Consider the following 21,683-nt stretch of genomic DNA (forward strand, 5'->3'; position numbering starts at 1 on the left):
GCGTCCAGCCGAAGGAGCACCACGTGACCGCCGTTGGCGACATAAGCGGCCCCACCATCAGTGACCGCCGAGCCGTCGTTTCCCTTCTCCGTCACCTTCGTTCGCCGGAGGGGCAGGCCGACCCCCTGCCCGTCTGGGAGGGACTGCGCTCCATGGGGGACGTGGTGCGCGCCCCCTGGGGCGCCTACTTCGTCACCTCGTTCGAGGCGTGCAGCCAGGTCCTGCGGTCCAGGAACTGGCTGGTGCCGGACTTCGCCTGGCAGGAGCGGCAGCCCGATCCGCGCCGCTGGCGGGAGCTCGCCACCCAGGAGCTCACCGGCACCCTGTCCCGTATCAACGCGCCGTCGCACACCTGCCAGCGCCGCGCGCTCGGCAACCCCTTCGACCGCTCCACCCTGGAGGGCCTGCGTCCGGCGATCGCGCACATCGTCACCGGACTGCTGGACGACCTGGAGGAGCGGCTGCGCACGGACGGCGAGGCCGACTTCGTGCAGACGGTCGCCGAACTGCTCCCCGTCCGCACGGTCGGCGAATGGCTGGGCATCCCCGAGGAGCACCACGCGCACGTCCTGGACTTCGCACACCGGCAGGCGTACGCGCAGGAACTCTTCCCCAGCAAGGAGCAGTTGGCGCAGGCGGGGCAGGCCACGCTGGAGATGCGGGCCTTCTTCGGCGAGCTGATCCGGGAGCGGCGGGCGCGCCCTGGCAACGATGTCCTCACCGGCTGGATCCACCACTGGGACGCCCGGTACGCGGACGACCCGGAGGCCGCGGCGCGGGTGATCTACCACCTGACCATGTTCATCACCATCGCCTCGCTGGAGACCAGCGCGGTGCTGCTGACCAACGCGGTGCGCTTCGCGACGGAGGAGCCCGCCCGCGCGGAGTGGCTGCGGGCGCACCCGGAGCACATCGACGACCTGATCGAGGAGACGCTGCGCTACGACCCGCCGGTGTGGCTCAACTCCCATGTGGCCGCCGAGGACACGATCCTGGCCGGCACCCCGCTGGCCAAGGACACCACCGTGCACATCCTGTACGGGGCGGCGGCCCACGACCCGCGCCGCAACCCGGACCCGCACGTCTTCGACGTCCTGCGCGACGGCGGCCACATCACGTTCGGCAGCGGTCCGCACTACTGCCTCGGCGCTCCCCTCGCCCGGTTCGAGGCGCGGGAGGCGATCGCACAGATACTGGAACGCTTCCCCACGCTCCGCCCGGCCGGGCCCCCGTCCTACGACAACTCCCGTCTCGTCTTCCGCCGCATCACGTCCCTGAAGGTGACCGTATGACCGCATCACCCCTCACCGAACCCCCCGCCGAGCAGGTGCTCAAGACCGTCCGCACCTACCGGCAGGGGCCCCTGCTCACGGTCGAGCTGCACCTCCCCGAGGAGGGGAACGCGGTCGGCGACGCCATGCTGGACGACCTCCTCACCGTCCTGGACGACCAGGACCCCGGTGTGCGGGTGCTGGTGCTCTCGGCGGCGGGGGACGCCTTCTGCCTGGGCGGCGACCGGCGCGAGTTCCCGCAGCACCTGGACGCCGACCCCACCGGCGACGGCATCCGCGTCTCCGGGAAGAAGGCCCTGCGGGTGTGCGAGGCCCTCACCGCCAACCCCGCCGTCACCATCGCCCGGGTCCAGGGCCGGGCGGTCGGCGCTGGTGTGGGTCTGCTGCTCGCCTGCGACCTCAGGGTGGGCGTGGACACGGCCACGTTCCGGCTGCCCGAACTGGCCCTGGGGGTGCCGCCCGCGTGGGGCGGACTGCTCCCCCGGCTGATCAGCGAGGTCGGGGTGGCGCGGGTGCGGGAGCTGATCCTCACCGCTCGTGTCTTCGACGCCGAGGAGGCCCTGGGCCTGTCGGTGCTTCACAAGGTGGTGCCGGCGGACGCGCTCGACGACGCGGTCATGGCGTGGGCGAAGCCCGTGCTGCGGCGCCCGGCGGCGGCGGTGCGGGTCACGAAGGCGATGCTCAACGCCCTCGCCTCCCCGACCCGGCTCGCCGACGTCTCGCAGTTCGACCCGGAACTGCTGACGGCGGTCCTCACCGGACAGCGCGCGGCGGGCTCGGCCCGCTGACCCGGTGACGCGCGGACGGCGGCGCCCTCCGGAGAGTGCCGCCGTGGCCGCACCTCGGCTGCGGAAAAGCCGTTGCGCCGGGCGGGCCGACGCCCGACGCTTGGTGCCCATGCCCACCTCGACACGGCCGGCGACCCCGGCCGACGCCGTCGCCGTGACCGCCCTGATGAACCGGGTCGACGAGCTGGAGATCGGCCGGCCCGAGACGGACCTGCACTCCGTGCTCGCCGACCTCGAGCACCCCGACACCGACCTGGAGCGGGACTCCTGGCTGGTTCGGGACGGCGAACGGCTCCTGGCCTACGGCCTGTTGTGGGACCCGTCGGGCGGTGAGCGCATCGACGTGGACCTCTACGTGCTGCCCTCCCACCGGGCGGAGACGGACCGGATCCTGGCGGCCATGGAGACCAGGGCGCTGGAGAAGGCCCGGGCGAACGGGGCCGCGCGGGCGGTGGCGCACCTGCACCTCAACGCGACGCCCACGCTCGACACCGGGCTGCTGAAGGAGCGGTGCTGGCGGACCGTCCGCCGCTACCACGTGCTGCACCGCCCCCTCGATCCCGCGCTGGACCCGGTGCCGGAGCCCCCTGCCGGCGTCCGCGTGCGCGGCTGCACCACGGAGGCCGACCGGATGCGGGTGCACGCCCTTCACGAGGAGTCGTTCGCCGGGCACTTCGACTTCCGGCCGCGCCCCTACGAGACGTGGCTGCACGATCTCGGCGCCCGGCAGCTCGACTGGAACCTGGTGTGGATCGTCACCGCGGACGACCTGGGCGACTGCGGCTTCCTGATGGCGCGCGACGACCGCGAGGCCATGGGGTGGATCCGCAGCATCGGCCTCCTGCCCGCCGCCCGCGGCCGGGGCCTCGCCGGTTTCCTGCTGAGGCACGCGTTCGGCGTCTTCGCCGCCGGCGGCCGGGACACGGTGGGGCTCGGCGTCGACACGCGCAACGCCACCGGGGCGCCCCGCCTGTACGAGCGGCACGGGCTCACCCTCCACTACGCGGTGGACACCTGGCAGACGGTGGTCCGGTGACCGTCGGCCGGTGAGACCGGTCAGGCCGCTCAGGCCACCGCGAGTCCCTCGACGGGGCCGGACAGCGCGGCCTTGAAGTGCCGGGTCACCTCGTCGGCGAGCACCTCGCTCTCGCCCTTGAGGAGCGCCTCCACCACCTGGGCGGCCACGTCACGCGGGTCGTTCTTCGGCACGTCCAGGGCGCGCACCATGTCGGTGTCGGTGTAGCCGAGGTGGACCCCGACGACCTGGGTGCCCCGGCCCGCCAGCTCGTGGCGCAGCGAGTTGGTGAGCGACCACAGGGCGGCCTTGCTCACGCCGTACGCGCCCGTGCCGGAGGCCCACGACAGCACGGAGTGCACGTTCACCACCGCTCCCCCGCCCCTGCGGGCGAGCACCGGGGCGAAGGCCTGCGTGACGCGCAGCGCGCCGAGGACGTTGACGTCGAAGAGGTGCGCGACCTCGGCGACGTCGTTGCCCAGCAGGCCGTTGGGGATCGTCGCACCCGCGTTGTTGACCACGATGTCCACGTCCGGCACCCGCTCCGCCAGCCGGGCCACGGACGCGTCGTCGCTCACCTCCAGGGCCAGCGGCACCAGACGCGGGTCCGCCTCCGGCTCGGGGCTGCGCGCGGTGACGTACACCCTCTCCGCGCCCGCCTCCAGCAGCGCGGCGGCGAAGGCCTTGCCCAGCCCTCGCTGCCCGCCGGTCACCAGCACCCGGGCTCCCTCGATCTTGGTCATGATCCCTGCTCCTCGTTCATGGGCGGCATCGGCCGCGACGTAAGTAAAAGCGTTTTGCTTGCGTCGTCAGCGTGCACCTCGATCGCGACAGAGTCAAGTACGATTGACCTATGTCATGGACCTCGACCGAGCGCTACCGCATCCGCCCCGCCCCCGGCGGCCTCGCTCTGGTGCAGGAACTCCTCAACACCCGCGCCGTCCCCCCGTACGGCGAGGACGTCCTCGCCGACGGGAACGGCGGCGGCCGGTGGCTGCGGGACGTGACCTCCGCGTGGGCCGAGGAGCAGGGCTGGCCGGACCCGACCGGGGAGCCGCGAACCGGGGACCTGGAGCGGGTGAGGGCGCTGCGGGAGCGGCTTGCCTCCCTGATGACCGGCGAGGCGGAGCAGGTCGGGGCGCCCACCGACGTCTCACTGCGGCCCGGCCTGGACGAGGAAGGGCGGGTGGCCCTGATTCCGGTCGGCAGCCCCGGCGAATGGCTGGAGGCAGCCGTGTGGGCGCAGGTGCTGCTCGCGCAGACGGACGGCACCTGGCAGCGGCTCAAGCTGTGCCGGGAGCCGGCCTGCCGGTCCGCGTTCTACGACCGCTCACGCAACAACAGCGGTGTCTGGCACGACGTCCGCCGGTGCGGGAACGCCGCGAACCTGCGGGCGTCCCGGGCCCGGCGGAGGCAACAGGCGGCCGAGGGGCCGGCCGGGGAGTGACCGGGCGGGGACGATCAGGTCGTCTGCCAGAATGGGCGGCGTTCACAGGGCATCGGGGTGCCCGTCGTCGGCCCAGGAGCGTTCACGGTGTCGCCACAGCACGGAAGCCGCTCGTCCGCGCACGGCGGCGGACAGCCTCGGCGGCGCGGGCGGACGAAGCTTCTCCCTGACCTCGAGCTTGGCCCTGACCCCGAACCCCCCGTCGTGCCGGGCGGCGAGCCCGCCGTCGTGAACCGGGAGGATCTGCGCGCCGACTGCTCGGCCTGCTTCGGTCTGTGCTGCGTCGCGCTGCCGTTCGCCCGCTCCGCCGACTTCGCCCGGGACAAGCCCGCCGGGCGGGCCTGCGGCCATCTGCGGGACGACTTCGGCTGCGGCATCCACGCACGGCTGCGCGACGAGGGCTACCGGGGCTGCACCGTCTTCGACTGCTTCGGCGCCGGGCAGAAGGTCTCGCAGGTCACCTTCGGCGGGACCGACTGGCGGCGCCTCCCGGAATCGGCGTCGGCGATGTTCGCGGTGTTCCCGGTCATGCGGCAGCTGCACGAACTGCTCGCGTACACCGCCGAGGCGCTGGAGCTCCCGGCGGCCCGTCCCGTGCACCGCGAGCTGCGCCGGGCGCTGACGCGGATCGAGGAGCTGACCCGGGGCGACGCCGAATCGGTCGTCGCGCTCGACGTGAACGCGCTGCGCGGGGAGGTCAACCCGCTGCTGCTGCGGACGAGCGAGCTGACGCGGGCGGCCCGGGTGCCGGGCCGCAGGAAGGACCACCGCGGCGCCGACCTGATGGGCGCGCGGCTGTCCGGGACGGCTCTGCGCGGGGCGAGCCTGCGCGGCGCACTGCTGGTCGGCGCCGACCTCACGGGCGCGGACCTGCGCGACGCGGACCTGATCGGCGCCGATCTGCGCGGCACGGACCTGTCGGGCGCCGACCTGACCGGCGCCCTGTTCCTCACGCAGGCGCAGCTGAACGCGGCACGGGGCGACAGCACGACGATGCTGCCGCCGTCGCTGGAACGCCCGGCCCACTGGGCGCGTGAGGGTTCAGCCGGCGGCGTTGTCGACGCGTAGCCGGACCTGCCGCTCCAGCCGCCGCAGGCTGTCGTCGAGGGCGCCGGACACCTGCTCCTCGCCGGGGTCGTGGCCGGCGTCGAAGAAGGAGAGGTGCACGGTCACCTCGCTGGCGCCGCTGTCGATGCCGGCGACCTGGAGCCAGCCGGCGTAGCCGCCCTGCTCCCGTGTGCCCCATTCGATGCGCATCTGCTCCCGCCGGGCCCGCAGCAGTGCGGACGTGTCCTCGTCGGTGCGGTCCTCGTGCACGGTGACGGCCGGCAGTTCCTCGGCGCGCACGTGCAGTTCCCCGGGCAGCCAGTCACTCATCTGGCCGATGTTGGCCGCCTGGTCGAAGACCTGCTCGGGCGGGCCCGGCATGGTGCGCGAGCGCTCGTACTCGTTCATCGGTGCACCCTCCTCGGTCGGTGACGGACGCGGGGCCGCCGACGGGGGCGGGCGGCTCCGGCGCGCGGGTCATTCGTTGCCGAAGACGGCCTGCTGCACCTCGTTGGGACCGTCGAAGCGCTTGGCGCCGGTCTCCGACAGCTTGCTCACGAGGCCGTCGTCGGCTCCGTTGCTCCTCGCCACCAGGACGAGGTCGTCCTTGGCCGCGGGGTAGTCGGCGCCCTTGAGTGCCTTCTGCAGGTCGATCGGGCTGAGGTCGGCCATGGCGGGCCTCCCGTGGTGCGTCCGGCGCGGCGGTTCCGCGCGACGACCGGCCGGGTACCCGGCGCCCGGCGAGCCGATTCAGCTCTCCGCGCGAACCTCGCCGTGTGCGCGCCGGTGACTTTCCGCGAGCGCGCCCCCGTCCAGCTCGCACTCGCCCGCACCGGGCCCGGTACGGAAGACGCGGATCGCGCCGAGCGGGGCAGCCCCATGCTCCGGACGGCCCGACCCGCTTCCTCGCGGAGGGCCCCACGGGCTGAGTGACTCGCGTGGTCGCGGACGCCCTCCGGTGCGACGCTGGGGTGGTCAGTTCCGGACGAACAGCCTGGAGGGAGACCGATGGGACGGGACGTCCCGGCGCTCACCTTCACCCGCGAGGACCGCCGGCAGTACCGGTTCAAGATGCAGCAGTGCCTCGACGCGCTCGCACAGATGCTGCGCGAATCCCGTTTCGAGGCCGAGCGGCCCCAGGTCGGTCTGGAGATCGAGCTCAACCTGGTCGACGACCGGGCCGAGCCCGCGATGCGCAACACCGACGCGCTGGAGGCGATCGCGGACCCGGCCTGGGACACCGAGCTGGGCCGCTTCAACCTCGAGATCAACATCGCGCCCCGGCGGCTCACCGAGGGCGGTCCCGACGCCTGGGAGTCCGAGATCCGCTCCGCCCTGAACCACGCGGAGCAGCGCGCCCGTTCCATCGGCACTCACCTCATCATGACGGGCATCCTCCCCACCCTGCGCCACGAGGACGTCGGGGAGGGCGCCCTGTCGGAGAACCCGCGCTACCGGCTGCTCAACGACCAGATCTTCGCGGCGCGCGGCGAGGACCTGCACATCGAGGTGACCGGCGTCGACCGGCTGCGCACCTACGCGGACACCATCACCCCGGAGGCCGCCTGCACCAGTACGCAGTTCCACCTCCAGGTCGACCCGGAGGACTTCGCGGCGTACTGGAACGCGGCGCAGGCGATCGCCGGGGTGCAGGTGGCCCTCGCGGCCAACTCGCCCTTCCTGTTCGGCAAGGAACTCTGGCACGAGACGCGCATCCCGCTGTTCGAGCAGGCCACCGACACCCGCCCCGAGGAGATCAAGGTGCAGGGGGTGCGGCCCCGGGTGTGGTTCGGCGAGCGCTGGATCACCAGCGTGTTCGACCTCTTCGAGGAGAACCTGCGCTACTTCCCCGCCCTGCTCCCCCTGTGCGACGACCAGGACCCCGCGGAGACGCTGCTGCGCGGCGACATCCCGGACCTCGGCGAGCTGACGCTGCACAACGGCACCATCTACCGCTGGAACCGCCCGGTGTACGCCGTCTCCCGCGACAAGCCGCACGTGCGCGTGGAGAACCGGGTGCTGCCCGCCGGCCCCACGGTCGCCGACACCCTCGCCAACGGCGCCTTCTACTACGGACTGACCCGCGGACTGGTGGAGGAGGAGCGGCCGGTGTGGTCGCGGATGTCCTTCTCCGCGGCCGAGGACAACCTGCGCACGGCGGCCCGTTACGGCATCGACGCTCGGCTGTACTGGCCCGGCATGGGCGAGGTGCCGGCGGCGGAGCTGGTGCTGCGGCGGCTGCTGCCGCTGGCGCACCGGGGTCTGGAGCTGTCCGGCATGGACGACGCGTGGCGGGAGCCGCTGCTCGGCATCATCGAGCAGCGCTGTGTGACAGGGCGCAACGGCGCGGTGTGGCAGAAGGAGATGTTCCACCACATCGACGCGACCGCGCACTGCGGGCGGCACGAGGCGCTGCGCCGCATGACGCAGCAGTACGTCGCCTACATGCATCTGAACGCGCCCGTGCACACCTGGCCCGTGGAGTGAGGCGGGAGACGCGGGGACTCAGGTACGGCCCAGGATGTCCGTCACCTCCCGCCGGACCACGTCCCGCGCCTGCCGGGGCAGGCCGCCCAGGGCCGTGCCGTCCAGGGCGTCGAGCACCCGGCCGGCGTCCGCCGTCGCGGGGACGCTGCCGCTGACGACCTCGTCGCCGTCCCGTACGGCGGTGAACAGCCGCCGTCCGCCGTCCTCCTCGGCGTGCACGGCGGTGGCGACCACGAGCGGCGGCGGTCCGCCCAGCTCGCCGGGCGCCTTGTGGTAGCCGCTGACGAGGGGGCGGCGCCAGCGGATGTCCAGCATCAGGGGGCGCTTGGCCACGACCTCCGCGAGATCGGCCTGGTACGCGCCGTCGTGGTCCAGGACGGTCGCCCGTGCGTCCAGGACCAGCGCCGGGGGCAGCAGGCAGCGCAGGGTGCTGCCCACGATGTTGCCGCCGACGGTGGCCGTCCGGCGCACGGCTCCGGTGCCGACGGAGGCGGCCGCACGGCGCAGCACCTCCGGCACGCGGTCGTCGACCTGGTGCAGCAGCACGGCCGCGCCCAGGGTCTCCGCGTCCACCACGGTGGCCTCGGGCAGCCGGCGCAGAGACATCGCCTGTTCCGGGAAGCCGTCGCGCTGCCACTGGGCCCACACGAGCGTGGCCCCGCCGACGGGCACCGCGCCCTCGGCCAGACACCGCCGGGCTTCGGACAGGGAGGTGGGAAGGCGCAGCAACACGGCGATCGACCTGCTTTCCTCTGCGGAGGGCTCAACAGGGGCGGGACGTGGGGCACTTGTCGGGGAGGCGAGGACCGGCACCGCATTCTCCGCAGCGAACCGGGGGCGCGTACAGGGCTCACGCCGGTCGGCTGTGCTCCGAATTGGGAGACCTTGCGCTCGGCCATGTGTTTGCCCCATGGTTGACGCGCGTCACACGGCTGGTTGCTCACCTCGATCTCTCGTACCGGAAGCGGAGACCGCATGTTGAAACGCGCACTGAGACTCGTGCTGTCTATTGTCATGCTCATGGCTGGCCTGGCGGCGGGTTCCCTGGCGACCGCCGGGACCGCGCACGCCGACGGCTGCTACACCTGGAACCGCACCCTGTCCCAGGGCGCGTCCGGCGCCGACGTCACCCAGCTCCAGATCCGGCTGAGCGGCTACCCCGGCTACGGCGCCGTGCTGGCCGTCGACGGCAAGTTCGGCCCGGCCACCACCGCCGCCCTCAAGCGCTTCCAGTCCGCCTACGGACTCGCCGCGGACGGCGTGGCGGGCCCGAACACCTTCAGCAAGCTGTACGCCCTCCAGGACGACGACTGCACGCCGATCCACTTCGACTACTCCGAGCTGAACCGCTGCAACTCGACCTGGTCCGGAGGCGCGGTGAGCGCCGCGACGGCGAAGGCCAACGCCCTGCGCACCATGTGGAAGCTGGAGGCGCTGCGGCACGCGCTCGGCGACCAGCCGATCCGGGTCACCAGCGGCTTCCGCTCGCAGTCCTGCAACAGCGCGGTGGGCGGCGCGAGCAACAGCCGCCATCTGTACGGCGACGCCGCCGATCTCGGCGTGGGCTCCCACTCTCTGTGCACCCTGGCCAAGCAGGCCCGCAACCACGGCTTCAACGGAATTCTCGGCCCCGGCTACCCGGGCCACAACGACCACACGCACGTCGACCACCGCGGCAGCCGCTTCTGGTCGGCCTCGACCTGCGGGATCTGACGCACGCGCGCACGCTGGTGAGAGGTGAGGGGGTCCCGCGCGGGGCCCCCTCACCTTCACGTACCCACGGTTCCGCCCTCAGGCGTGGCCCGACGCTCCCGCCGCAGAGCCGTGCCCGTGGCGAGGGCGCCCCGCCCCTGCCAGGCCGTGACAGCCGGGCGTCCGGCCGCGGCGGCGAGTGCGCCGGACACGGCGATGGTCCGGCCCGAGGGCGAGCGGGGCGGGGTCACGGGGTCAGCCGACCGTCCACTTCTGGTTCGCGGTGCCCGAGCAGGTCCAGATCTGCAGCCTGGTTCCGTTGGCGGAGTTGTTGCCGGTCACGTCCAGGCACTTGTCGGCCTGGGGGTTGACGATGTCACGGGCGGCGGTGACCACCCAGCGCTGGGCGGCCGTGCCGTTGCACTCCCACAGCTGCACGGGTGTGCCGTCGGCCGTGCCGCCCGAGGCCACGTCCAGGCACTTGCCCAGCGCCCGGATCGTACCGTCGGAACCGGTCGTCCAGCGCTGCGCGGCGGTGCCGTTGCAGTCGTGGAGCTGAACAGGGGTGCCGTTGGCGGTGCCGGCCCCGGCGACGTCCACGCACTTGCCGGCGAGGCCGCGGATCGCGCCGCCGATCGAGGTGTCACTGGTCGTCACCGTGACGTGGTCGACGAGGAGTTGCTGCGGGAAGGCGGTGGAGCCGTCCGGGTCGCCGGGCCAGTAGCCGCCGACCGCCAGGTTGAGGATGAGGAAGAACGGCTTGTTGAACACCCACTGGCGGCCGCCCAGGTCTGCGGGCGTGCGGGTCTGGTAGACGTTGCCGTCCACGGACCAGGTGATGCGGTCGGGCGCCCAGTCGACGGCGAAGGTGTGGAAGGCGTCCGCGAAGGCCTGTCCGCCGGGCAGCGTGTAGCCGGCGCCGATTCCGCCCGACCCGGAGTAGCCGGGGCCGTGGATCGTGCCGTGCACGGTGGACGGCTCGAAGCCGACGTTCTCCATGATGTCGATCTCACCCGAGTCCGGCCAGTCGACCGGAGTGCCGAGCATCCAGAACGCGGGCCACATGCCCTGTCCTCGCGGGATCTTCATCCGCGCCTCGACGTGCCCGTACTGCGCGGTGAACCGGCCGGAGGTGTTGAGCCGGGCCGAGGTGTACTGACAGGTGCCGTACCAGCACTGGTAGTTGGCCGGGTTCTCCTTGCGGGCGGTGATGACCAGATGGCCCTGGCCGTCGAGCGCCGCGTTGTCGTTCCCCGCGGTGTAGAACTGCCGTTCGTGGTTGTTGACGTTGTCGCCGGTCTCGATGTGCCACTTCGACCCGTCGACCGCCGCGCCGGCGGGCCCGTCGAAGGTGTCCGAGAAGACGACGGCCGCCGCGGAGACGTCGGAGGCGGGTGCCGTGGCGCGGGCGGGTTCCGCCTGGGCGGTCGTACCGGCCACGCCGGAGGCGAGGAGCGCGGCGGACAGGGCGGCGACCAGCCATCTGCGGGGCGTGCGCGGAGAGGACATGGCTCTCCCTTCCGTACGGCGACCCGTGGGGACGGGTGCGCCGACCGTGGTGGGGGGGTGAAGGTCCGACCACTTGATTCAAGATGTGAGATAAGAAGGCGTCAACCCCCTGGTACAGACCAGGAATTCACATGGGCCGCGTCCCGCCGCACCGGGAGGAGGGGGATCAGGCCGTGGTGCCCCAGGAGGTGCGGTGGGCGCACTTCGGGTCGTGCTCGGTCGCGCACGACGTCCACCAGCGCTCGCAGCACGCCGCCTCCACCTCGGCCCGGGCCACGGCAGCGGCGGCCGCGTCCCGCCATGCCGCCCGGCGTCCCTCGCGCTCGCGCAGCACGGCGACGGCCCGGCGCTCGTCGGCGATGACGGTCTCGCGGACCACGCCCAGGACGGGCGCGAGGGAGGCGGCGGCCATGGCAAGGGTGGTCCAGGCGGGCACCTCACCCCAGGTGCGCACGGTGCAGTAGGCGAGCCAGAGGGCGACGGCGATGTACATGACGGTGAGAACCCGGCTGCCCCTGCTCATGCTCGTCTCCCCTTCGGTCCCCGGTCCGATGGACATCTGATGCCCCGGAAGCGCCCATGCATGACACCGAGTTGCGAGACGCCTTCACCCTTTTCCGGATTCGGTTTTCTGCGGGTGTTTCGGTGCGGACGCCGGGGACGGGGACCGGTCCGGCCGGGGGGTGCGCTAGATTTTGCTCGCCCTTGACCGCGATCATTCACGATCTCTCACGCTACGGAGCCGGCGCACCTCATGAACGACATCGTCAACGGACTCGGCCGGGCCGGCGCCTACAGCGCCCTCGGTCTCGTCCTGCTGGTCCTCGGCATCTTCCTGGTCGACCTGCTGCTGCCCGGCAGGCTCGGCAGGCAGATCTGGCAGGAGCGCAACCGGAACGCCGCCGTGGTGCTCAGCTCCTCGCTGCTCGGCATCGGCGGCATCGTGTTCACCTCCATCTGGACGACCTACGACGACTTCGGCAAGGGCCTGGTCTCCACGGCGGTGTTCGGCGTGCTGGGGCTGGTGACGATGGCCGTGGCGTTCTTCGTGATCGACCTGGTCACCCCCGGGCGGCTCGGCGCCACCCTGGTGGAGGTGGAGCCCCACCCGGCGGTGTGGGTGACCGCGTCCTGCAACATCGCCGTGTCCGCCGTCATCTCGGCGTCCATAGCCTGAACCGGCCGTCCCCTTCCGTCCGCGCGTCACCGCCCGGCCGCCGCGCACCGCACGCGCGGCGGCCGGGCGGTCGCGTACCCGGCTTCAGCCGCCGGTGCCGGGGAGTGGCCGTGGCCGTGAAGTTGTCTCTTTCGGTGCGTTACCGGGGAGTACCAGCTGCCGCTGGGCCACGCCGACGCGCGCGACCGGACATCGGAACGGCACGTCCGGGCGAGCCGGCCCGGGCCGGGGCGGGGCGGCCGTCAGGCCACCCGGCGTCGCTCCGGGGCGACCGCCGGGCGGGCGGGCGCCTGGGGGACGCGGGCGGCCGTACGGACGCGGTACGTCGTGCGGTTGGGGTCGACGACCGGCTCGCCGAGGGTGATCCGGCCGCTCGCCTGAAGCTCGTCGCACTCGGCGGTGGGCAGCGCGGCGTAGCAACCGCCGGCGCCGGTGGCCGGGTCGATCGGACGCCAGTAGCTGTACCGACGGCGGCCGTTGGCGAAGACCGTGACGTACGTCGGGGTACGGGGGTCCGCGATGATGCGCAGCACGTCGGCCGTGGTCCCCGGCGACGCGGGCGCGGCGGCCGGGGACGGGGCGGCGGCCGCCCGAGCCCGCCGTCGGCGGACGGTCGGCAGGTCGACGAGGGTGGTCGAGCGGTCGACGGTGGCAAGCATCTGAAGGACCTTTCCGGAGCCGGACACGAGACCGTCTACCCAGCACCGCGCCGGAGTTGATCTCCTTTTCCGATCATTGTGCAACCTCACACCGACAACGCGCGACGCTTTTCGGACGTTCCCGGTCGACGTGTCGACATGACGACCGTGACAGGCCGTCAGTCACCGGCGAGCGGGTCGTGGCCCCAGTTCATCAGCGAGTGACGCCAGCGGGTGTCGGTGACGTCGCCGGACGGGCGCTGCGCGAGATGGCGGTTGATGTAACCGACGACCTTGCGCATGTGGGCGTGGTCGTCCTCGGTGAGGTCGGCGCGCCCGGTGCGCAGCAGCTCGACGATGCGCCGTCCCGAGGCGTGCCCGGTCGACTCTCCGCCGTCCTTGTGCTGCCCCGCGCTCCGAGACTCGTCCGACTCGAGCCACTTCTCCAGATCGCCGGCCTTCATGTTGACCAGCTTCCGGAACTCGCTCCAGGTCTCCTCGTCGTCCGCGGCCACGTCGCTCACTTCTTCTTCTTGAGCGCCGACGGCTTGTGCACCGCTGTCCTGCCGGACTTGTCGCTGCGCACCTCGTACTGCGGCTCCTCCTCGGAGGCCGCGACGGTGCGTCCGGCCGCCTCGGTCCGCTCGGTGATCTTCTGCTCGACCTCGCCCGTGGTCTCGCTGCCGTGGCTGCTCCAGGCGACGTGGTCGCCCTCGTGCAGGTCCTTCCCGGACTTCTTGTCCTTCGCCATGTCCGGCGCCTCCTTCGTGTCGACCGTGGGGCCGCTCTCCACCCTGGTGGCAGCGGCGGCCGCGCGCATCTCGGGTGGACAGCCGTCCGGGCCGGCCCCCGGTTGAGGGGACCGGCCCGGACGGACGGATCAGCGCGCCGGAAGGACCGGGCGGGTGGTGCGGATCAGACGAGGTCGAACCGGTCGAGGTTCATGACCTTGTCCCACGCCTTGACGAAGTCCCGGACGAACTTCTCCTTGGCGTCGTCGCTCGCGTAGACCTCGGCGAGGGCACGCAGCTCGGAGTTCGAGCCGAACACCAGGTCGGCGCGGGAGCCGGTCCACCTGACCTCGCCGGTCGCGGCGTCGCGGCCCTCGAACGCGGTCTGGTCGTCGGAGGTCGACTTCCACGTGATGCCCATGTCGAGCAGGTTGACGAAGAAGTCGTTGGTGAGGACGCCCGGCGTCCCGGTGAGCACGCCCTGGGAGGACTGCTGGTGGGTGGCGCCGAGGGCCCGCAGGCCGCCGACGAGCACCGTCATCTCGGGGGCGCTCAGGGTGAGCAGGTTGGCCTTGTCGACCAGCAGGTACTCGGCCCGGAGCCGGTTGCCCTTGCCCAGGTAGTTGCGGAAGCCGTCGGCGGTCGGCTCGAGCGCGGCGAACGACTCGACGTCGGTCTCCTCCTGCGTGGCGTCGACGCGGCCCGGGGTGAAGGGCACCTCGACGTCGAAGCCGGCGTCCTTGGCGGCCTTCTCCACGGCGGCGGCACCGCCGAGCACCACGAGGTCGGCGAAGGAGACCCGCTTGCCGCCGGTCTGCTCGGCGTTGAACGCCTCCTGGACGCCTTCCAGGGCACGGATGACGCCCGCGAGGCGGTCGGGGTCGTTGGCCTCCCAGCCGCGCTGCGGCTCCAGGCGGATACGGCCGCCGTCGGCGCCGCCGCGCTTGTCGCTGCCGCGGAAGGAGGAGGCCGCCGCCCACGCCGTGGACACCAGGTCCGACACGGGCACGCCGGTGGCGAGGAGGCGCTCCTTCAAGGAGGCGATGTCCGCGGCGTCGATCAGCTCGTGCGTGCGCTCCGGCAGCGGGTCCTGCCACAGCAGCGTCTCCTCCGGGACCTCGGGGCCGAGGTAGAGGGACTTCGGGCCCATGTCGCGGTGGGTGAGCTTGTACCAGGCGCGGGCGAAGGCGTCGGCGAACTCCTGCGGGTTCTCGTAGAACCGCCGGGAGATCGGCTCGTAGACCGGGTCGAAGCGCAGCGCCAGGTCGGTGGTGAGCATCGTCGGCAGGTGCTTCTTCGACGGGTCGTGCGCGTCGGGGATGATCGCCTCGGCGTTCTTGGCGACCCACTGCTTGGCGCCTGCCGGCGACTCGGTCAGCTCGTACTCGAACTCGAAGAGGTTCTTGAAGAACCCGTTGCTCCACCGCGTCGGCGTGGCGGTCCAGGTGACCTCCAGGCCGGAGGTGATGGCGTCGCCGCCCTTGCCGGTGCCGAAGGTGTTCCTCCAGCCCAGACCCTGCTCTTCCAGCGAGGCGGCCTCGGGGTCGTCTCCGACGTGGTCGGCAGGGCCCGCACCGTGGGTCTTGCCGAAGGTGTGGCCGCCGGCGATCAGCGCGACGGTCTCCTCGTCGTTCATCGCCATCCGGCGGAAGGTCTCACGGATGTCGCGGGCCGCGGCGATCGGGTCCGGGTTGCCGTTGGGTCCCTCGGGGTTGACGTAGATGAGGCCCATCTGGACGGCGCCGAGCGGGTTCTCCAGCTCGCGGTCGCCGGAGTAGCGCTTGTCGTCCAGCCACGTGGTCTCGGGACCCCAGTAGACGTCCTCCTCCGGCTCCCACACGTCCTCGCGGCCGCCGCCGAAGCCGAACGGCTCGAAGCCCATCGACTCCAGCGCGACGTTGCCCGAGAGGATCAGCAGGTCGGCCCAGGACAGGCTCTGGCCGTACTTCTTCTTCACCGGCCACAGCAGGCGGCGGGCCTTGTCGAGGTTGGCGTTGTCCGGCCAGCTGTTGAGCGGGGCGAACCGCTGCTGGCCGGAGCCGGCGCCGCCGCGGCCGTCGCTGACGCGGTAGGTGCCGGCGCTGTGCCAGGCCATCCGGATGATCAGCGGGCCGTAGTGGCCGAAGTCGGCCGGCCACCAGTCCTGCGAGGTGGTGAGGACCTCGGCGATGTCCCGCTTCACCGCGGCGAGGTCGAGGGACTTGAAGGCCGCCGCGTAGTCGAAGTCCTCACCGAGCGGGTTCGCCGCCGGCGGGTTCTTCGCGAGGATCTTGAGGTTCAGACGGTCGGGCCACCACTGACGGTTGCCGCCGCCCTGGGTGGGGTGCGACGCGCGATCGTGCGCCACCGGGCAGCCGCCTGCCCCCTCCGCCTTGGGTTCGGTGACGATCGCGTCATGGTTCTCGGTCATGGGAGTCCTTCCGGGCGAAAAATGTTCGCGCAGTTCAGGCACTGCGGGAGGTGGAACAGCCGGGGCACAGGCCCCAGTAGACGACTTCGGCCTCGTCGACCTCGAAGCCGTGGCCGTCGGACGCGGTCAGGCAGGGCGCCTCGCCGACCGCGCAGTCGACGTCGGCCACGGCGCCGCAGGAACGGCACACCAGATGGTGGTGGTTGTCCCCGACGCGCCCCTCGTAGAGGGCGGCGCTCCCCGCCGGTTCGACGCGCCGCACCAGGCCCGCCGCGCTCAGCGCGTTCAGACCCTCGTACACCGCCTGGAGGGACACATGCCCTATGCGCCGGCGCACCTCGGCGGCGACGGTCTCGACGCCGAGATGGCCGCCCTGGCGGACGGTGTCGAGGAGCGCTACGCGGGCGGCGGTCACGCGCAGCCCCGCACCGCGCAACTCCTCGGCGCTGGTCGACGGCCGGGATGCGGTCATGGCGCCGAACCTACCGCCGAAGACGCGAACAATTCCAGAGAACGAACGGATCCATTCTTGGGGCGTGTCCGGTAACGGTGGGTGGCTCCCGGGTTGCGCCCAGCGCCGGGCACGGACCGCCGCGCGTCCCGCCCCCTCGGTCTGTGGCCAGGGCGTCAGCGCAGGACGTCGAGCGCCCCCGGGAGGATCTTCGCCGTGACGGGCAGCGTCGCGTCGACTTCACCGTCCGTGCCGTACGGGATCGCCCGGTCGGCCTCGATGCGTATCTCCCGGCCGCGCAGGACGCGCACCTGGGGGCGGTGCACGTGGGCGCCGGTGCGCAGTTCGTTCATCAGGGCGAAGAACAGCAGGCGTGGCGCGTGGCGGATCATGACGACGTCGAGGAGGCCGTCGTCCGGTCGGGCGTCGGGGGCGATGAGACGGCCGGATCCGTACGTGCCCGAGTTGGCGGCGACCACGGTGTACCCCGTGTGGGTGAGTTCCTCGCCGTCGACGGTGACCGTGTAGCGGGCCGGGCGCCAGGTGGCCACGGCCCGCAGGCCGCCCGCGTAGTAGGACGCCGAACCCCGCAGCAGGCGGGAGCGGTTGGCGTGCCGGTTGGCGAGGGCGTCCACCCCGGCGTAGACGCTGCCGAGCACCACGACGCGGTCGTGGGCGGCCGAGGTGACCTCGACGGTGTCGACGGGGCGGGGTTCGGCGTGCAGCAGGATGCCGGCCAGGGCCTCCGGGTCCCGGGGCAGGCCGAGCGCCCGCGCGAAGTCGTTGCCCCGTCCCGCCGGGACCAGGCCGAGCGTGGCGCCGGTGCCGCTGAGGGCGCCGCCGACACAGCCGGCCATGCCGTCCCCGCCGACGGCCAGCACGGTGCGGCCCGCCGCTCCGGCGGTGAGGGCGAGTTCCCTGGCGTGCGCGAGACTCCGGCTGTACTCCGTCACCAGCTCCGCGCCCGCCTCACGCAGATGCCGGGCGACGGCGAGCAACGCGGCGGCGGAACCGGCCGCGCCCGCGGTGGGGTTGACGACGGCGGTGAACTGTCGCATCGGGATGCCTCCGGGGGACGGGCCGAGGGGGTGGGGTGGATGTGCGGGGCGCCCGGGCGGGGGCGGTGGGGAGGGGCCCTGCCCGTCAGTCGGCGGGCAGCAGTACGCCCGGGTTCAGCACGCTGTCAGGGTCCAGCCGTCGCTTCACCGCGCCGAGCGCCTCGGCGCCGAGGGGGCCGATCTCGCGGACGTACCAGTCGCGGTGGTCCGTGCCGACGCCGTGGTGGTGGCTGATGGTGCCGCCCGCGGCGAGGATCGCCTCGTTCGCGGCGTGCTTCGCGCGTGCCCAGTGGGCCACGGGGTCCTCGCCCTGCGCGGAGACGACCGTGAAGTACAGCGAGGCGCCGTTCTCGTAGACGTGGGAGATGTGGCACATCACCAGCGGCGGGGTGCCGGCCTCGGTGAGGGTGGCGGTGAGCGCGTCGCGGACGGCGGCGTACAGGCCGGGGAGGCGGGACCAGAACGTCGCCGTCTCCAGCGTCTCCGCGAAGGCGCCCGCGTCGAGCAGGGCGTCCCGCAGGTAGGGCGCCGCGTAGCGGCCGTGGGCCCAGCGGCGGCCCGGCTCCTCGCCGAGCGGGGTGCCGCCGCACTCCCGCAGGACGGCGGCGGCCCGCTCGCGCCGGTAGGCGGTGTCCTCCTCCGTGCCCTCGTAACCGGCGACGGCGGTGCAGCCGCTCGCCTTGAGGTCGCCGGTGCCGATCGCCTCGGGGTTGGCGAGGCCGACGAGGGTCTCGGTCTCGTCGGACAGGCGCAGCACGGTGGGCCGGGGCCCGTCCTGGGCGAGCCGGCGCAGGGCGGCGGCGCCCGCGTCGAAGGAGGGGAAGTTCCAGCCCTCGTACACGCGGGTCTCCGGCACGGGCCGGACCCGCACGGTCACCGAGGTGATGACACCGAAGGCGCCCTCCGAGCCGAGGAGGAGCTGGCGCAGGTCGGGGCCGGCGGCGGAGCGCGGGGCACGGCCGGTGTCGAGGGTGCCCCCGGGAGTGGCGAGGGTGAGGGAGAGGACCATCTCGTCGAAGCGACCGTACCCGGCGGAGGCCTGGCCGCTCGAGCGGGTGGCCGCGAAGCCGCCGATGGTGGCCCATTCGTAGGACTGCGGGAAGTGGCCGAGGGTGAAGCCGTGTCCGGCGAGGAGGGCCTCGGCCTGCGGGGCCCGCAGACCGGGCTGCAGGGTGGCGGTGCGGGAGACCGGGTCGAGGTCGAGCAGGCGGTTCATGCGCCGCAGGTCGAGGGCGACGAACGTGCCGCGCGCCTCCGGGGCGAGACCGCCGACGACGGAGGTGCCGCCGCCGAACGGGACGGCCGCCAGGCTGTGTTCGGCGCACAGGCGGAGCACGGCCAGCACCTCGTCGTGCGTGGCGGGCAGCAGCACGGCCGCGGGGAGCGCCGCGGCGAGGTCACCACCGCGCATGCGCAGCAGGTCCGGGGTGGACTTGCCGCGGGTGTGCCGGACGCGGGTCTCGGCGTCGGTTCGGACGTGGGTCCCGCCGCCCAGCGCGGCGGCCAGGGCGCGGTGCGCGTCGGCAGCGAGCGGGCTCGCGGGGACGTCCAGGTCCTCGAGGGCGGCGGTCGCCGTCTCGCGCGGTCTGACGCCGAGCAGGTCGCGCAGCAGCCCGGTCACCGATCCGGGCAGCGGGGCCGCCCGCTCGGGGTCGCCCCAGCCGCTCCAAAGCATGTCCATGCCTGTCATCCTCACGGGTCCGTCCTGACGGGTCGGGAAAGAGCGATGCCGTCGCCCGACGGCCTCACGTGGCGTTACACTGTTACACATGACGCCTATTCGTCACAACGCCTCGGCAGGTTCGGACAACGACGCGGTGCTCGACGCGGTGCGCGACTGCGTGCTCGCCGTCGGGGTCCGCCGCACCACGCTCACCGACGTGGCCCGCCGCGCCGGTGTCTCCCGTATGACGCTGTACCGGCGCTGGCCGGACGTGCGGTCGCTGGTCGGCGACCTGATGACGCGGGAGTGGATCGCGGTGGCCACCGGGGCCATGCCCGAGCACAGAGCCGGCACGACCGCGCGGGAGCTGCTCACGCAGGGACTCGTGGACGCGGTGCGGGACTTCGTCGCCCACCCGCTCTTCCGCAAGATCCTCGACGTCGACCCCGAACTGCTCCTCCCCTACGTGCTGGACCGCCGCGGCGCGAGCCAGGAAGCCCTCCTCGAACTGCTGGCCGGCGTGCTGCGCGAGGGGCACGCGGACGGCTCCGTGCGCCGCGCGCCCGTCGAACGGCAGGCGCGTTCGGTGCTGTTGGTCGTGCAGTCCTTCACCCTGTCCCTGCGCACCATGACCGACGAGGACGACCCCGAGCTGTCCGCCGAGGCGTTCCTCGGCGAGCTGCGCGGCATTCTGGAGAGGACCCTCACGCCATGACCCCCCTCAGCGGCTCGTCCCTGTCCGCCGCCCGGCGCGCCCGCGACCTGACCGACTCGGTGCACGGCGACACCGTGGACGTGCTGGTCGTCGGCCTCGGTGTGACCGGTGCGGGCGCCGCCCTGGACGCCGCGGCGCGCGGACTGCGGGTGGTCGCGGTCGACGCCCACGACCTGGCGTTCGGCACCTCCCGCTTCAGCAGCAAACTGGTCCACGGCGGGCTTCGCTACCTGGCCTCCGGCCGGCTCGACGTCGCCCACGAGAGCGCGGTGGAGCGCGGGATCCTGATGGAGCGCACGGCGCCCCACCTGGTGCACGCCCAGCCGTTCGTGCTGCCGCTCACCCCGCTGGTCTCGCGCGGCCAGGCTGCGCTGGCGCGGGCCGGCTTCCACGCAGGGGACACACTGCGGCTCGCGGCGCGCACCGCCCGCGCCACGCTTCCCGCACCCCGCCGCCTCTCCGTCGTGGAGACCCGCCATCTCGCGCCGGCGCTCCGCCTCGACGGTCTGCGCGGCGGCCTTTTGTCCTGGGACGGGCGGCTCACCGACGACGCCCGCCTGGTGACCGCCCTGGCCCGTACGGCGGCCGCGCACGGCACGCGGGTCCTCACCCGCGTCCGGGCGCTGGAGCTGACCGGGACCGGCGCCCGTGTCCGTGACGAACTCACCGGCGAGGAGGGCGAGATCCGCGCCCGCGCGGTGATCAACGCGGCCGGCGTGTGGGCGGGCGGCCTCGTCGACGGCGTCCGCATCCGCCCCTCCCGCGGCACGCACCTGGTGCTGCGCCCGGAGAGCCTCGGCCCGCTCACCGCCGGTCTGCACGTACCGGTGCCCGGGGAGACCAACCGCTTCGTCCTGGTCCTCCCCCAGGACGACGGCCGGGTCTACGTCGGCCTCACCGACGAGCCCGTGGACGGCGACATCCCCGACGTCACGGAGCCCCCGGAGACGGACATCGGCTTCCTGCTGGACGTCCTCTGCTCGGTCCTGCACGCGCCGGTGCACCGGGACGACGTGGTGGGCGCGTTCGCCGGGCTGCGGCCCCTGCTGGACACCACGCCGGAGGACGCGGACGCCCCGCCGAGGACCGCCGACATCTCCCGCCGGCACGCCGTGCTGACCTCGCCGGAGGGCGTGGTCACGGTGGTCGGCGGCAAGCTGACCACGTACCGGCGGATGGCCGAGGACGCGGTGGACGCGGCGGTACGGCTGCGAGGGCTGGCGGCCGGCCCGTCCCGCACCGCGGTCCTCCCCCTGGTGGGGGCGGCGGCGCCGCACGTCCTCGCCGGACTGTCCGCGCCCCGCCGCCTGGTCCGCCGCCACGGCACCGAGGCCCTGGACGTCCTGGCACTCGCCGAACGGGACCCCCGCCTCGCCGAGCCGGTCCTCCCCGGCTATCCGGTCACGGCCGCGGAGGCGCTGTGGGCGGTGCTCCACGAGGGCGCGCTGGACGAGGAGGACGTCCTGGACCGCCGCACCCGCATCGGCCTGGTCCCGTCCGACCGGACGGCGGCGCTTCAGGCGGTGCGGGAGCTGCTGGCCGACGCGCCCGCGACGGGCTGAC

General features: G+C 73.1%; 23 protein-coding genes. 10 read left to right on the forward strand and 13 right to left on the reverse strand.

Annotated features, from left to right (window positions below; translation table 11 throughout):
• Positions 1-23: 23 nt before the first annotated feature.
• The 3 genes from ACF1AG_RS15790 (at position 24) to ACF1AG_RS15800 (ending at position 3,116) form a co-directional block, all read left to right on the forward strand.
• On the forward strand, positions 24-1,292 hold the full coding sequence (locus ACF1AG_RS15790) for a cytochrome P450 (protein ID WP_359604547.1): 1,269 nt from the start codon (positions 24-26) through the stop codon (positions 1,290-1,292).
• Positions 1,289-2,080 carry an enoyl-CoA hydratase/isomerase family protein gene (locus tag ACF1AG_RS15795; protein ID WP_359604549.1) on the forward strand — a complete coding sequence of 264 codons (792 nt, stop codon included), beginning with the start codon at positions 1,289-1,291 and terminating at the stop codon, positions 2,078-2,080. Before ACF1AG_RS15790 ends, ACF1AG_RS15795 begins: the two co-directional genes overlap by 4 nt.
• 109 nt (positions 2,081-2,189) lie before the next feature.
• Positions 2,190-3,116, forward strand: a complete 927-nt coding sequence (locus tag ACF1AG_RS15800) for a GNAT family N-acetyltransferase (RefSeq protein ID WP_391809881.1) — start codon at positions 2,190-2,192, stop codon at positions 3,114-3,116.
• Positions 3,117-3,145: 29 nt separating this feature from the next.
• Here the strand turns inward: ACF1AG_RS15800 and ACF1AG_RS15805 are convergent, their stop codons facing one another.
• Positions 3,146-3,838: an SDR family oxidoreductase gene (locus tag ACF1AG_RS15805; RefSeq protein WP_391809882.1), complete on the reverse strand. Its 693-nt coding sequence runs from the start codon at positions 3,836-3,838 to the stop codon at positions 3,146-3,148.
• 110 nt (positions 3,839-3,948) lie between these two features.
• Between ACF1AG_RS15805 and ACF1AG_RS15810 the strand changes: the two genes are divergently transcribed.
• Positions 3,949-4,542 carry a CGNR zinc finger domain-containing protein gene (locus ACF1AG_RS15810; protein ID WP_391809883.1) on the forward strand — a complete coding sequence of 198 codons (594 nt, stop codon included), beginning with the start codon at positions 3,949-3,951 and terminating at the stop codon, positions 4,540-4,542.
• A gap of 228 nt (positions 4,543-4,770) precedes the next feature.
• Entirely contained in the window at positions 4,771-5,610 is an 840-nt protein-coding gene (locus ACF1AG_RS15815; protein ID WP_391809884.1) for a pentapeptide repeat-containing protein, read from the forward strand.
• On the opposite strand, the gene ACF1AG_RS15820 is transcribed toward ACF1AG_RS15815, so the two are convergent.
• Both ACF1AG_RS15820 and ACF1AG_RS15825 read right to left on the reverse strand, forming a co-directional pair.
• On the reverse strand, positions 5,584-5,997 hold the full coding sequence (locus tag ACF1AG_RS15820) for an SRPBCC family protein (RefSeq protein ID WP_359604556.1): 414 nt from the start codon (positions 5,995-5,997) through the stop codon (positions 5,584-5,586). The two genes, ACF1AG_RS15815 and ACF1AG_RS15820, sit on opposite strands and share 27 nt — an antisense overlap.
• Positions 5,998-6,066: 69 nt before the next feature.
• Positions 6,067-6,261 (reverse strand): DUF2795 domain-containing protein, encoded by a 195-nt coding sequence (locus tag ACF1AG_RS15825; RefSeq protein ID WP_391809885.1) that lies wholly within the window; start codon positions 6,259-6,261, stop codon positions 6,067-6,069.
• Positions 6,262-6,597: 336 nt separating this feature from the next.
• On the opposite strand from ACF1AG_RS15825, the gene ACF1AG_RS15830 reads away from it, so the two are divergent.
• The gene (locus ACF1AG_RS15830; RefSeq protein ID WP_359604558.1) at positions 6,598-8,076 is read left to right on the forward strand and encodes a glutamate-cysteine ligase family protein; all 1,479 of its coding nucleotides are present in this window, start codon (positions 6,598-6,600) and stop codon (positions 8,074-8,076) included.
• An 18-nt stretch (positions 8,077-8,094) separates the two neighbouring features.
• Here ACF1AG_RS15830 and ACF1AG_RS15835 read toward each other — a convergent pair whose 3' ends face one another.
• Complete coding sequence (locus tag ACF1AG_RS15835; RefSeq protein ID WP_359604560.1) at positions 8,095-8,808, reverse strand: FAD binding domain-containing protein; 714 nt, start codon at positions 8,806-8,808, stop codon at positions 8,095-8,097.
• 243 nt (positions 8,809-9,051) lie between these two features.
• Between ACF1AG_RS15835 and ACF1AG_RS15840 the strand changes: the two genes are divergently transcribed.
• Positions 9,052-9,789: a D-Ala-D-Ala carboxypeptidase family metallohydrolase gene (locus tag ACF1AG_RS15840; RefSeq protein WP_391809886.1), complete on the forward strand. Its 738-nt coding sequence runs from the start codon at positions 9,052-9,054 to the stop codon at positions 9,787-9,789.
• 234 nt (positions 9,790-10,023) lie between these two features.
• On the opposite strand, the gene ACF1AG_RS15845 is transcribed toward ACF1AG_RS15840, so the two are convergent.
• Both ACF1AG_RS15845 and ACF1AG_RS15850 read right to left on the reverse strand, forming a co-directional pair.
• The gene (locus ACF1AG_RS15845; protein WP_359604564.1) at positions 10,024-11,277 is read right to left on the reverse strand and encodes a ricin-type beta-trefoil lectin domain protein; all 1,254 of its coding nucleotides are present in this window, start codon (positions 11,275-11,277) and stop codon (positions 10,024-10,026) included.
• A gap of 166 nt (positions 11,278-11,443) precedes the next feature.
• Positions 11,444-11,800, reverse strand: a complete 357-nt coding sequence (locus ACF1AG_RS15850) for a hypothetical protein (protein ID WP_359604566.1) — start codon at positions 11,798-11,800, stop codon at positions 11,444-11,446.
• A gap of 231 nt (positions 11,801-12,031) precedes the next feature.
• Between ACF1AG_RS15850 and ACF1AG_RS15855 the strand changes: the two genes are divergently transcribed.
• Positions 12,032-12,454 carry a DUF350 domain-containing protein gene (locus ACF1AG_RS15855; protein ID WP_230226982.1) on the forward strand — a complete coding sequence of 141 codons (423 nt, stop codon included), beginning with the start codon at positions 12,032-12,034 and terminating at the stop codon, positions 12,452-12,454.
• Positions 12,455-12,696: 242 nt separating this feature from the next.
• Here ACF1AG_RS15855 and ACF1AG_RS15860 read toward each other — a convergent pair whose 3' ends face one another.
• The 7 genes from ACF1AG_RS15860 to ACF1AG_RS15890 form a co-directional block, all read right to left on the reverse strand.
• Positions 12,697-13,113 (reverse strand): hypothetical protein, encoded by a 417-nt coding sequence (locus ACF1AG_RS15860; RefSeq protein WP_210906488.1) that lies wholly within the window; start codon positions 13,111-13,113, stop codon positions 12,697-12,699.
• Positions 13,114-13,271: 158 nt separating this feature from the next.
• Positions 13,272-13,616 carry a DUF3140 domain-containing protein gene (locus ACF1AG_RS15865; RefSeq protein WP_359605403.1) on the reverse strand — a complete coding sequence of 115 codons (345 nt, stop codon included), beginning with the start codon at positions 13,614-13,616 and terminating at the stop codon, positions 13,272-13,274.
• Positions 13,613-13,843 carry a DUF2945 domain-containing protein gene (locus ACF1AG_RS15870; RefSeq protein WP_359605401.1) on the reverse strand — a complete coding sequence of 77 codons (231 nt, stop codon included), beginning with the start codon at positions 13,841-13,843 and terminating at the stop codon, positions 13,613-13,615. Before ACF1AG_RS15870 ends, ACF1AG_RS15865 begins: the two co-directional genes overlap by 4 nt.
• A 164-nt stretch (positions 13,844-14,007) precedes the next feature.
• A complete protein-coding gene (gene katG, locus ACF1AG_RS15875; protein WP_359605399.1) occupies positions 14,008-16,233 on the reverse strand; it encodes a catalase/peroxidase HPI in 2,226 nt (741 codons plus the stop codon).
• A 34-nt stretch (positions 16,234-16,267) separates the two neighbouring features.
• Complete coding sequence (locus ACF1AG_RS15880) at positions 16,268-16,705, reverse strand: Fur family transcriptional regulator (protein ID WP_359605397.1); 438 nt, start codon at positions 16,703-16,705, stop codon at positions 16,268-16,270.
• 155 nt (positions 16,706-16,860) lie between these two features.
• Positions 16,861-17,742, reverse strand: a complete 882-nt coding sequence (locus ACF1AG_RS15885; RefSeq protein ID WP_359746680.1) for a YegS/Rv2252/BmrU family lipid kinase — start codon at positions 17,740-17,742, stop codon at positions 16,861-16,863.
• A gap of 85 nt (positions 17,743-17,827) precedes the next feature.
• Positions 17,828-19,423 carry an FAD-binding oxidoreductase gene (locus ACF1AG_RS15890; protein ID WP_391809887.1) on the reverse strand — a complete coding sequence of 532 codons (1,596 nt, stop codon included), beginning with the start codon at positions 19,421-19,423 and terminating at the stop codon, positions 17,828-17,830.
• A gap of 88 nt (positions 19,424-19,511) precedes the next feature.
• Here ACF1AG_RS15890 and ACF1AG_RS15895 point away from each other — a divergent pair, with 88 nt between their 5' ends.
• Positions 19,512-20,120 carry a TetR/AcrR family transcriptional regulator gene (locus ACF1AG_RS15895; protein ID WP_359605391.1) on the forward strand — a complete coding sequence of 203 codons (609 nt, stop codon included), beginning with the start codon at positions 19,512-19,514 and terminating at the stop codon, positions 20,118-20,120.
• Positions 20,117-21,682 carry a glycerol-3-phosphate dehydrogenase/oxidase gene (locus ACF1AG_RS15900; RefSeq protein WP_391809888.1) on the forward strand — a complete coding sequence of 522 codons (1,566 nt, stop codon included), beginning with the start codon at positions 20,117-20,119 and terminating at the stop codon, positions 21,680-21,682. Before ACF1AG_RS15895 ends, ACF1AG_RS15900 begins: the two co-directional genes overlap by 4 nt.
• Position 21,683: the final 1 nt, after the last annotated feature.

The sequence above is a fragment of the Streptomyces sp. NPDC014764 genome (genome assembly GCF_043082785.1).
In the GTDB taxonomy this organism is placed as follows: Bacteria; Actinomycetota; Actinomycetes; order Streptomycetales; family Streptomycetaceae; genus Streptomyces; species Streptomyces althioticus.